This window comes from Pseudomonas sp. NPDC089392 (genome assembly GCF_044749595.1).
Classification (GTDB): Bacteria; Pseudomonadota; Gammaproteobacteria; order Pseudomonadales; family Pseudomonadaceae; genus Aquipseudomonas.
Window position 1 is genome coordinate 92,760 of the sequence record NZ_JBIVIF010000004.1, and the last position, 13,489, is coordinate 106,248.

Below are 13,489 nucleotides of genomic sequence, written 5' to 3' on the forward strand. Positions count from 1 at the left end.
ATGGAAAGCATCGTCGTTGCCGATAAGCAAACCGAAGTCGCCACTCAGAGCGCCTGGGGCAATATCAATCTCAAAGGGCCTGGCGTCGTGCAGATGCCGGTATCCCCCGACAAGGTGGCTACCGTCACCCAACGCGGGCAAGATCTGATCGTTACCCTGAAGTCCGGTGAAAAGGTCACCATCGGCAACTTCTTCGCCGTGGACCAGGCTGGGGTTGGCAGTGACATCGTGTTCGTTGGCGAAGACGGCACCCTGTGGCATGCCCAATACGATGCAGCGGCGTTCACCGGTTTCACCTTCGAAGACGTTGCCTCGCTGGATGAGCTGGTCGCAGGTATCGGCACTGCGGGCAGTGCCATGCCGACTTGGGCAATTGCCGGGCTGAGCCTGCTCGGTGTCGGTGGTGCGGCAGCGGCGGCAAACAACAACAGCAGCGGCAGCAGCAGTGGCGGCTCCAACCCCGATACCAGCGCACCGGCCACGCCCATCGACCTGCTGGTATCGCCAGATGGCCTGCGCCTGAGCGGCCGTGGCGAAGCCGGCAGCACGGTGAACATCCGCGACGCTGCCGGTAACCTGATCGGCAGCGGTGTCGTGGGGGCGGACGGCAGCTTCGATGTGGCGCTGAACCCACCGCAGATCAACAACGAACACCTTGAGGTCACCCTGACCGATGGCGCTGGCAATGTCTCGGTGCCTGGCACTGTCACAGCCCCCGACGCGACTGCGCCATTGGCCCCGACCGAGCTGGCCCTGGCCAACGGTGTGACCCTTACCGGTCGTGGTGAGCCTGGTGCCACCGTGCAGGTGCGCGATGCCGCCGGCAACCTCATCGGTAGCGGCCTGGTCAACACCGACGGCACCTTCAGCCTCACCCTTTCGCCTGCCCAGGCCAACGGCGAAGCCCTGGATATCCGCCAGGTGGATGCCGCCGGCAACAGCTCCATACCGCTGGAATTCACCGCCCCGGACATCACCCCGCCCGATGCTGTCAGCAACATCCTGGTCGGCCCGGGTGGCACGGCCTTGAGCGGTCGCGGCGAAGCCGGTGCCACTGTCGAAGTGCGCGATGCCGCTGGCAACCTGCTGGGCCGTGGCATCGTCTCTGTCAACGGTAGCTTCGTGATCGAACTCGACCCTGCGGTACGGTCGGGTGAGCACTTGAGCCTGGTGCAAGTGGACCCCAGTGGCAACGCCTCGCCGGTGACCGAATACGATGTGCCGCTGACCAGCGCCCCCGCCAGCCCGACTAACCTGGCCATTGATGGCGATGGCACCACCCTTAGCGGTACCGCGCCTGCCCGCAGCCGCGTGGAAGTGCACGATGCCAATGGCACGCTGATTGGCAGCGGTATTGCCAATGCCGATGGCACATTCAGCATCGAGCTGAATCCGGCACAAGCCAACGGCGAACTGCTGGATGTGGTCGCCATCGATGACGCAGGCGTTTCCTCTCTACCTGCGCAAATCACCGCACCGGATATCACCGCCCCTGCCGCCCCGACCGAGCTGGCCGTCAGCGCTGACGGGACTGTCCTGACCGGTCGTGCCGAACCAGGTAGCACCGTGCGCATCGTCGGCGCCGATGGCTCCGAGCTGGGCACTGCCGTCGCCGGTGCCACTGGCGTGTTCAGCATCACCCTCAATCCGCCTCAAGTGGACGGTGAAGTACTGCAAGCCACCGCGTCCGACGCCGCCGGCAACACCTCTACCGCCAGTTCGGTCACTGCGCCGGATATCGATGGCGTCGATACCACGCCACCAGCAGCACCGACCGACCTGGTGATTGGCCTCGCTGGCAAGCAACTGACCGGCCGTGGTGAAGCGGGCGCCACCGTGCAAGTGCGTGACGCTGAAGGCAACATCATCGCGACTGGCACCGTCGGTGCCGACGGCACCTTCACCGTCGCCCTTGACCCGGCCGTGATCGACGGCAGCACCCTGCAAGTCACCCTGACCGATGCCGCTGGCAATGTTTCGCAGCCGGGCTCGGTGGCTTCGGCCGACCTGCTGCCACCAGCCCAGCCCACTGACTTGGCCCTGGCTGACGGCGTGACCTTCAGCGGTCGCGGTGAGCCGGGCGCCACTGTGCAGGTGCGTGACGCCGCCGGTAACCTCCTCGGTTCAGGCGAGGTCAATGAAGACGGGACTTTCAGCCTGACCCTGTCCCCCGCTCAAGCAAACGGCGAAGCTCTGGATGTACGTCAGGTCGATGCGGCCGGCAACACCTCTGCGCCGCTGCAGTTCGATGCTCCGGACATTACTCCACCGGATACCGTCAGCAACATCGTGGTCGGTGCCGGTGGCCTGGCACTGAGCGGTCGCGGCGAACCCGGTGCCACCGTCGAAGTGCGTGATGCCGATGGCAACGTGATCGGCAGCGGCGTAGTCGGTGCCAACGGCACCTTCCTCATCGACCTTGATCCAGCCGCACAACCAGGCGACCAACTGAGCCTGCTGCAGACCGACCCAAGCGGCAACGCGTCCGTGGCCGTCGAATACGACGTACCACTGACCACTGCACCCGACAGCCCAAGCAACCTGGCCATCGACGCTGACGGCACCACCCTTAGCGGTACCGCACCTGCTGGCAGCCGCGTGGAAGTCCATGACGCCAACGGCGCATTGATCGGAAGCGCCATCACCAACGCCGACGGCACCTTCAGCATCGAGCTGAATCCGGCCCAGGCCAACGGCGAACTGCTGGATGTCGTGGCCATCGATGACGCAGGCGTTTCCTCGCTGCCTGCGCAGATCACCGCACCGGACATCACTGCGCCTGCCGCCCCGACCGAACTGGCCGTCAGCGCTGACGGCACCGTGCTCACAGGCCGTGCCGAACCGGGCAGCACCGTGCGCATCGTTGGCGCCGATGGCACCGAGCTGGGCACTGCCGTCGTCGGTGCCACCGGTGTCTTCAGTATCACCCTCAATCCGCCACAAGTGGACGGCGAGGTACTGCAAGCCACCGCGTCCGATACCGCCGGCAACACCTCGCAAGCCAGCTCGGTCACCGCACCAGACATTGATGGTGGCGACACCACACCACCTGAAGCCCCGACCGATCTGGTGATCGGCCTCGCCGGCAGCCAACTGAGCGGCCGTGGTGAAGCCGGCACCACCGTTCAAGTGCGTGACGGTGAAGGCAATATCCTGGCGACCGGTACCGTCGGCGCTGATGGCACCTTCATCGTCACCTTGGACCCGGCCGTGATTGACGGCAGTACTCTGCAAGTCACCCTGACCGATGCCGCCGGCAACGTTTCGCAGCCGGGCTCGGTCACTTCGGCCGACTTGCTGCCGCCTGCTCAACCGACTGACCTGGCCCTGGCCGACGGCGTGACCTTCAGCGGTCGCGGCGAGCCGGGCGCCACTGTGCAAGTGCGCGATGCAGCGGGCAACCTTATCGGCAGCGGCGTAGTGGGTGCCGATGGTCTGTTCAGCCTGACCCTGTCCCCTGCCCAAGCCAACGGCGAAGCGCTGGATGTGCGTCTGGTGGACGCAGCAGGCAACAGCTCGACGCCGCTGCAATTCGATGCGCCGGATATCACCCCGCCCGATGCTGTGAGCAACATCGTGGTCGGCGCCGGTGGCCTTGCCCTGAGCGGCCGAGGCGAACCGGGTGCCACCGTCGAAGTGCGCGATGCTGGTGGCAACCTGATCGGCACCGGCGTGGTGGGTGCCAATGGCACCTTCCTTATCGACCTGGATCCGGCAGCCCAACCGGGCGATCAGCTCAGCCTGGTACAGACTGACCCAAGCGGCAACGCTTCCGTGGCCGTCGAGTACGATGTACCACTAACCACTGCCCCAGACAGCCCAAGCAACCTGGCCATCGATGGCGATGGCACCACCCTGACCGGTACCGCGCCTGCCGGCAGCCGCGTGGAAGTACATGACGCCAACGGCACCTTGATCGGCAGCGCCATCGCCAATGCCGACGGCACCTTCAGCATCGAGCTGAACCCTGCCCAGGCCAACGGCGAACTGCTGGATGTGGTGGCCATCGATGACGCAGGCGTTTCCTCGCTGCCTGCGCAAATCACCGCACCGGATATCACCGCCCCTGCCGCCCCGACCGAGCTGGCCGTCAGCGCTGACGGCACCGTGCTCACGGGCCGTGCCGAACCGGGCAGCACCGTGCGCATCGTCGGCGCCGATGGCACCGAGCTGGGCACCACTGTAGTGGGTGCCACTGGCGTGTTCAGCATCACCCTCAATCCGCCTCAAGTGGACGGTGAAGTACTGCAAGCCACCGCGTCCGATGCCGCCGGCAACACCTCTACCGCCAGTTCGGTCACTGCGCCGGATATCGATGGCGGTGACACCACGCCACCGCTGGCACCCACCGATCTGGTCATCGGCCTAGCCGGCCACCAACTGAGTGGTCGCGGTGAAGCCGGCACCACCGTGCAAGTGCGTGACGCTGAAGGCAATATCCTGGCGACCGGCACCGTCGGTGCCGACGGCACCTTCACCGTCGCCCTTGACCCGGCCGTGATCGACGGCAGCACCTTGCAAGTCACCCTGACCGATGCCGCTGGCAACGTTTCGCAGCCGGGCTCGGTGACTTCGGCCGACCTGTTGCCACCAGCCCAGCCCACTGACTTGGCCCTAGCCGATGGCGTGACCTTCAGCGGTCGCGGTGAGCCGGGCGCGACCGTGCAAGTACGCGATGCCGCTGGCACCATCATCGGCACTGGCATCGTCGGCGCCGATGGCCTGTTCAGCCTTACCCTGTCCCCTGCCCAAGCCAACGGCGAAGCGCTGGATGTGCGTCTGGTGGACGCAGCAGGCAACACCTCTGCGCCGCTGCAGTTCGATGCTCCGGACATCACACCACCGGATGCCGTGAGCAACATCGTCGTCGGCGCCGGTGGCCTGGCCCTGAGCGGTCGCGGCGAACCCGGTGCCACCGTCGAAGTACGTGACGCCGATGGCAATGTAATCGGCACTGGCGTGGTCGGTGCCAACGGCACCTTCCTGATCGACCTCGACCCGGCCGCACAACCAGGCGACCAACTGAGCCTGGTGCAGACCGACCCGAGCGGTAACGCGTCCGTGGCCGTCGAATACGACGTACCACTGACCACTGCCCCAGACAGCCCAAGCAACCTGGCCATTGACGCTGACGGCACCACCCTCAGCGGTACCGCACCTGCTGGCAGCCGCGTGGAAGTGCATGACGCCAACGGCGCGTTGATCGGCAGCGCCATCACCAACGCGGACGGCAGCTTCAGCATCGAGCTGAACCCCGCCCAGGCCAACGGCGAACTGCTGGATGTGGTCGCCATCGATGACAGCGGCGTTTCCTCGCTGCCTGCGCAAATCACCGCACCGGACATCACTGCACCTGCCGCACCGACCGAACTGGCCGTCAGCGCTGACGGCACTGCGCTCACTGGCCGTGCTGAACCGGGTAGCACCGTGCGTATCGTCGGCGCTGATGGCACCGAACTGGGCACCGCTATAGTGGGTGCCACCGGCGTGTTCAGCATCACCCTCAATCCGCCTCAAGTGGACGGTGAAGTACTGCAAGCCACCGCGTCCGACGCCGCCGGCAACACCTCTACTGCCAGTTCGGTTACTGCGCCGGATATCGATGGCGGTGACACCACGCCACCGCTGGCACCCACCGACCTGGTCATCGGCCTGGCCGGCCACCAACTGAGTGGTCGCGGCGAAGCCGGTACCACTGTGCAAGTGCGTGATGCTGCCGGCAATATCATCGCCATCGGCACTGTCGGCGCGGACGGCAGTTTCGTTATCGCCCTGGACCCTGCCGTGATCGACGGCAGCACCTTGCAAGTCACCCTGACCGATGCCGCTGGCAACGTGTCGCCATCCGGTTCGGTGACTTCCACCGACTTGTTGCCACCAGCACAACCGACTGAACTGGCCTTGGCCGATGGCGTGACCTTCACCGGTCGAGGTGAACCGGGCGTCACTGTGCAAGTGCGCGATGCCGCGGGCAACCTTATCGGCAGCGGCGTAGTAGGTGCCGATGGCCTGTTCAGCCTGACCCTGTCCCCTGCCCAAGCCAACGGCGAAGCGCTGGATGTGCGCCTGGTGGACGCAGCAGGCAACAGCTCGGCGCCGCTGCAATTCGATGCACCGGATATCACCCCGCCTGACGCGGTGAGCAACATCGCCGTCGGCGCCGGTGGCCTCGCCCTGAGTGGCCGCGGCGAACCGGGTGCCACCGTGGAAGTGCGTGATGCCGATGGCAACGTGATCGGCACTGGCGTGGTCGGTGCCAACGGCACCTTCCTGATCGACCTCGACCCGGCCGCACAACCAGGCGACCAACTGAGCCTGGTGCAGACCGACCCAAGCGGTAACGCGTCCGTGGCCGTCGAATACGACGTACCACTGACCACTGCCCCAGACAGCCCAAGCAACCTGGTCATCGACGCTGATGGCACCACCCTGACCGGTACCGCGCCTGCTGGTAGCCGCGTGGAAGTACATGACGCCAACGGCGCATTGATCGGCAGCGCCATCGCCAACGCCGATGGCACCTTCAGCATCGAGCTGAATCCAGCCCAGGCTAACGGCGAGCTGCTGGATGTCGTGGCCATTGATGACAGCGGTGTTTCTTCACTGCCTGCCCAGATCACTGCTCCGGACATCACCGCCCCTGCCGCCCCGACCGAACTGGCCGTCAGCGCAGACGGGACTGTCCTGACCGGTCGTGCCGAACCGGGTAGCACCGTGCGCATCGTGGGCGCCGATGGCACCGAGCTGGGCACTGCCGTCGTCGGTGCCACTGGCGTGTTCAGCATCACCCTCAATCCGCCTCAAGTGGACGGTGAAGTACTGCAAGCCACCGCGTCCGACGCCGCCGGCAACACCTCTACCGCCAGCTCGGTCACCGCGCCGGATATCGACGGCGTCGATACCACGCCACCAGCAGCACCGACCGACCTGATGATTGGCCTGGCCGGCAGTCAGCTCAGCGGCCGTGGCGAAGCGGGCACCACCGTGCAAGTCCGCGATGCCGATGGCAACGTGCTGGCCACTGGCACCGTTGGGCCAGATGGCAGCTTCCTGATTACGTTGGCCCCTGCCGTAATCGACGGCAGCACCCTGCAAGTCACCCTGACCGATGCCGCTGGCAACGTTTCGCAGCCAGGCTCGGTGACTTCCGCCGACCTGCTGCCACCAGCCCAGCCCACTGACTTGGCCCTGGCCGATGGCGTGACCTTCAGCGGTCGCGGTGAGCCGGGCGCGACCGTACAGGTGCGCGATGCCGCCGGTAACCTCATCGGTTCCGGTGTGGTCAATGAAGACGGCACGTTCAGCCTGACCTTGTCCCCCGCTCAAGCAAATGGCGAAGCGTTGGATGTGCGTCAGGTCGATGCGGCTGGCAACACTTCAGCGCCGCTGCAATTTGATGCTCCGGACATCACACCACCGGATGCCGTGAGCAATATTGTGGTCGGTGCCGGTGGCCTGGCCCTGAGCGGTCGCGGCGAACCTGGTGCCACTGTCGAAGTACGTGACGCCGATGGCAACGTGATCGGCACCGGCGTGGTCGGCGCCAACGGCACCTTCCTGATCGACCTTGACCCGGCCGCACAACCAGGCGACCAACTGAGCCTGGTACAGACCGACCCAAGCGGCAACGCGTCCGTGGCCGTTGACTACGACGTACCGCTGACCACCGCACCCGACAGCCCGAGCAACCTGGCCATCGATGCCGACGGCACCACCCTGACCGGTACCGCGCCTGCTGGCAGCCGCGTGGAAGTACATGACGCCAACGGCGCCTTGATCGGCAGCGCCATCGCCAACGCGGACGGCACATTCAGCATCGAGCTGAGCCCTGCCCAGGCCAACGGCGAACTGCTGGATGTCGTGGCCATCGATGACAGCGGCCTTTCCTCGCTGCCTGCGCAAATCACCGCACCGGATATCACCGCCCCTGCCGCCCCGACCGAGCTGGCCGTCAGCGCTGACGGCACCGTGCTCACGGGCCGTGCCGAACCGGGCAGCACCGTGCGCATCGTCGGCGCCGATGGCACCGAGCTGGGCACCACTGTAGTGGGTGCCACTGGCGTGTTCAGCATCACCCTCAATCCGCCTCAAGTGGACGGTGAAGTACTGCAAGCCACCGCGTCCGACGCCGCCGGCAACACCTCTACCGCCAGTTCGGTCACTGCGCCGGATATCGATGGCGGTGACACCACGCCACCGCTGGCACCCACCGATCTGGTCATCGGCCTGGCCGGCCACCAACTGAGTGGTCGCGGCGAAGCCGGTACCACTGTGCAAGTGCGTGACGCTGCCGGCAATATCATCGCCACCGGCACGGTCGGCGCGGACGGCAGTTTCGTTATCGCCCTGGACCCTGCCGTGAACGACGGCAGCACCTTGCAAGTCACCCTCACCGACGCCGCCGGCAACCTATCGCCACCCGGCTCGGTAACCTCGCCAGACCTGCTGCCGCCAGCGCAGCCAACCGACCTGGCCTTGGCCGACGGTGTGACCTTCACCGGTCGCGGCGAACCGGGCGCTACCGTGCAGGTACGCGATGCCGCCGGCACGGTCATCGGCACGGGCGTGGTGAATGAAGACGGCGCCTTCAGCCTCACGCTCACCCCTGCCCAGGCCAATGGCGAAGCACTGGATGTGCGTCTGGTCGACGCAGCCGGCAATATATCCGCACCGCTGCAGTTCGATGCTCCGGACATCACCCCGCCTGACGCCGTGAGCAACATCGTCGTCGGCGCCGGTGGCCTGGCCCTGAGCGGCCGTGGCGAACCGGGTGCCACCGTGGAAGTGCGTGACGCCGATGGCAACGTGATCGGCAGCGGCGTGGTCGGTGCCAATGGCACCTTCCTGATCGACCTCGACCCGGCCGCACAACCTGGCGACCAGCTGAACCTGGTGCAGACCGACCCGAGCGGCAATGCCTCGGTTGCCCTGGAATACGACGTTCCGCTGACCACAGCTCCTGATAGCCCAAGCAACCTGCTTATCGACGCCGACGGCACCACCCTGACAGGTAGCGCACCGGCAGGCAGCCGCGTGGAAGTGCATGATGCCAACGGCACCCTGATCGGCAGCGCCATCGCCAATGCCGACGGCACCTTCAGCATCGCGCTGGCCCCTGCCCAGGCCAACGGCGAACTGCTGGATGTGGTGGCCATCGATGACAGCGGCGTTTCTTCGCTGCCTGCGCAGATCACCGCACCTGATATCACCGCGCCTGCTGCCCCCACCGAACTGGCCGTCAGCGCTGACGGCACTGTGGTCACGGGCCGCGCCGAGCCCGGCAGCACCGTGCGCATCCTCGCTGCGGATGGCACCGAGCTGGGCAGCGCCGTGGTTGGCGCGACCGGCGCGTTCAGCATCGGCCTCAACCCGGCACAAGTGGATGGCGAAGTGCTGCAAGCCACGGCCATCGATGCCGCAGGCAACACCTCGGTGGCCAGTTCGGTCACTGCGCCGGATATCGACGGCGGCGATACCACGCCACCGCTGGCACCCACCAACCTGGTCATCGGCCTGGCCGGCAGCCAACTCAGTGGCCGTGGCGAAGTCGGCAGCACCGTGCAGGTGCGCGACGCAGCCGGCAACCTTGTCGCCAGCGGCACCGTCGGTGCAGACGGTACCTTCGCAGTCACCCTGGACCCTGCCGTGAAAGACGGCAGCACCCTGCAAGTCACCCTCGCCGACGCCGCCGGCAACGTTTCGCAGCCAGGCTCGGTCGCCTCGCCAGACTTGCTGGCCCCTGCCCAACCAACCGAACTGGCCCTGGCCGATGGCATCACCTTCAGCGGTCGCGGCGAGCCAGGTGCCACCGTGCAGGTGCGCAACGCCGCCGGCACCCTCATCGGTAGCGGCCTGGTGGGTGCCGATGGCCTGTTCAGCATCACCCTCGGCCCGGCACAGGCCAACGGCGAAGCGCTCGACGTACGCCTGGTGGATGCCGCCGGCAACAGCTCCGCTCCCCTGCAATTCAACGCCCCGGACATCACCCCGCCAGATGCCGTGAGCGACATCCTGGTCGGCGCGGGCGGCACAGCCCTGAGTGGCCACGGTGAAGCCGGTGCCTCCGTGGAAGTGCGCGATGCCGATGGCAACCTGTTGGGCCGTGGCGTAGTCACTGCCAACGGCACCTTCCTGATCAGCCTCGACCCGGCCGTACAGCCCGGCGACCAGCTGACGCTGTTGCAGGTGGACCCAAGCGGCAACGCGTCGGTGGCCGTCGAATACGATGTGCCGTTGACCACCGCCCCCGTCAGCCCGAGCGGGCTGACCATCGATGCCGATGGCACCACCCTCACCGGTACTGCGCCAGCCGGCAGCCGCGTGGAAGTACACGATGCCAGCGGCGCATTGATCGGCAGCGCCACCGTCAACGCCGACGGCAGCTTCAGCATTGAACTCAACCCTGCCCAGGCCAACGGCGAGCTGCTGAATGTAGTGGCCATCGATGCCGATGGCGTTTCCTCCACCCCGACGCAGATCACCGCGCCCGACATCACCGCCCCGGCCGCGCCAAGCGAACTGGCGGTCAGCGCTGACGGCAGCGTCATCACCGGCCGCGCCGAGCCAGGCAGCACCGTGCGCATCGTCGCCGCCGATGGCAGCGAACTGGGCACTGCCGTGGCCGGCCCGACCGGCGTGTTCAGCATCGACCTGAACCCACCACAGATAGACGGTGAAGTACTGCAAGTCACCGCCATCGACGCCGCTGGCAACACCTCACCGACCAATGCGATAACCGCACCAGACCTCGATGGTGTCGATACCACGCCGCCAACAGCGCCTACCGACCTGGTCATCGGCCTGGCCGGCAGCCAACTGAGCGGGCGCGGGGAGCCTGGCGCCAACGTAGAAGTGCGTGATGCGGCAGGCAATGTGCTGGCCACCGGCACCGTGGGTGCAGACGGCAGCTTCGCGATCACCCTGGACCCGGCCGTGAACGACGGCAGTGCCCTGCAAGTCACCCTCACCGACGCCGCCGGCAACGTTTCGCAGCCTGGCTCGGTCACCTCGCCAGACCTGCAACCGCCTGCGCAGCCCACCGAGCTGGTGCTGCTCAATGGTGTCACCTTCAATGGCCGCGGCGAACCGGGTGCCACCGTACAGGTGCGCGATGCCGCCGGTACCGTGATCGGTACCGCCATCGTCGGTGCCGACGGTCTGTTCAGCCTGTCCCTGTCGCCTGCCCAGGCCAACGGCGAGGCGCTGGATGTCCGCCTGGTGGATGCCGCTGGCAACAGCTCGGCACCGCTGGAGTTCACTGCACCGGACATCACCCCGCCTGCTGCCGTCAGCAACATCGTGATCGGCGGCGACCGCCTGGCCCTGAGTGGTCGCGGCGAAGCCGGTGCCACCGTCGAAGTGCGCGACGCAAACGGCACTGTCATTGGTACCGCTACCGTCGGCGCCAACGGCACCTTCCTCATCGACCTCACCCCAGCCGTGCAGCCGGGCGAGCAACTGAGCCTGGTGCAGACCGACCCGAGCGGCAATGCCTCCGAAGCGCTGCAGTTCGAAGTCCCGGTCACCACTGCGCCAGCCAGCCCAAGCGACCTGGTGGTCGCCGAAGATGGCAGCAGCATCAGCGGCACCGCGCCTGCTGGTACCCGCGTTGAAGTGCATGATGCCAACGGTGCGCTGATTGGCAGTGTCGTCGCCGGTGCCGATGGCAGCTTCACCGTCACCCTCGACCCGGCCCAGGCCAACGGCGAACTGCTGGATGTGGTGGCCATCGATGGCAGCGGCGCTTCGTCGCTGCCAGTACAAGTCACCGCCCCAGACATCACCCCACCGGTTGCCCCGAGCGAGTTGGTGATCAATGCCGACGGCAGCGTGGTCACCGGCCGTGCCGAAGTAGGCAGCACCGTACGCGTGCTGGCCGCCGACGGTACCACCGTGCTCGGCAGCGTGGTGGTTGGCGCCACCGGCAGCTTCAGCATCACCCTCGACCCGCCACAAGTGAACGGCGAGGTGCTGCAAGTCACCGCCACCGATGCTGCCGGCAATGCCTCCACGGCCGGCAACATCACCGCACCGGACATCGACGGCGGCGACACCACGCCACCGGAAGCGCCGACCGGCTTGCTGGTCGGCCTGGCCGGCAGTCAACTCAGTGGTCGTGGCGAGGCAGGTGCCACCGTCCAGGTACGTGATGCCGCAGGCAATGTGATTGCCGATGGTTCGGTCAACCCGGATGGCACCTTCACCATCACCCTGAATCCGGCCATCACCGATGGCAGTACCCTGCAAGTAACCCTGACCGACGCCGTCGGCAACGTTTCGCAACCCGGCTCGGTCGCTACACCGGACTTGCAGGCCCCGACCCAGCCAACCGAGCTAACCCTGGCTGATGGTGTCACCTTCAGCGGTCGCGGCGAACCTGGCGCCACCGTGCAGGTGCGCGATGCCGCCGGCACTGTCGTAGGTAGCGGTCTGGTCGGCGCAGACGGCCTGTTCAGCATCACGCTGGCGCCTGCCCAGGCCAACGGTGAAGCACTGGACATCCGCGTGGTGGATGCCGCCGGCAACAGCTCGACGCCGCTGGAATTCACTGCACCAGACATCACCCCACCTGCTGCCGTCAGCAACATCGTCATCGGCGGCGACGGCCTGGCCCTGAGTGGTCGCGGCGAAGCGGGCGCTACCGTTGAAGTGCGCGACGCAAACGGCACTGTCATTGGTACCGCTACCGTCAGCGCCAACGGCACCTTCCTCGTCGACCTATCCCCAGCCGTGCAGCCGGGCGAGCAACTGAGCCTGGTGCAGACCGACCCGAGCGGCAATGCCTCCGAAGCGCTGCAGTTCGAAGTCCCGGTCACCACCGCGCCAGCCAGCCCAAGCGACCTGGTGGTCGCCGAAGACGGCAGCAGCATCAGCGGCACCGCGCCTGCTGGCACCCGCGTGGAGGTGCATGATGCCAACGGCACATTGGTTGGCAGTGTCGTCGCCGGTGCCGATGGCAGCTTCACCGTGCCGCTCGCCCCGGCCCAGGCCAATGGCGAATTGCTGGACGTGGTGGCCATCGACGGCAGCGGCGCATCGTCCTTGCCAGTGCAGGTCAGCGCACCGGATATCACTCCACCGGTTGCCCCGAGCGAACTGGTAATCAACGGTGACGGCGGGGTGGTCACCGGCCGTGCCGAAGTGGGCAGCACAGTACGCGTGCTCGCCGCTGATGGCACCACCGTGCTCGGCAGCGTGGTAGTCGGCGCTACCGGCAGCTTCAGCATCACCCTCGACCCGCCACAAGTGAACGGCGAGGTGCTGCAAGTCACCGCCACCGATGCGACCGGCAATGCCTCCACTGCCGGCAGCGTCACCGCACCGGACATCGACGGCGGCGACACCACGCCACCGGAAGCCCCGACCGGCCTGCTGGTCAACGCTGCCGGTAGCCAGCTGAGCGGTCGTGGCGAGGGAGGTGCCACGGTCCAGGTGCGCGATGCCGCAGGCAATGTGATTGCCGACGGTTCGGTCAACCCGGATGGCACCT

General features: G+C 66.7%; 1 protein-coding gene (running past one end of the window). It reads left to right on the plus strand.

What is annotated here, in order from left to right:
- On the plus strand, positions 1-13,489 hold the beginning of the coding sequence (locus tag ACIP1G_RS05845; RefSeq protein WP_400734639.1) for a BapA/Bap/LapF family large adhesin. The gene runs 14,189 nt beyond the window's last position; 13,489 of the gene's 27,678 nt are visible here — the first part of the coding sequence; it begins with the start codon at positions 1-3; its stop codon lies beyond the right edge, outside the window.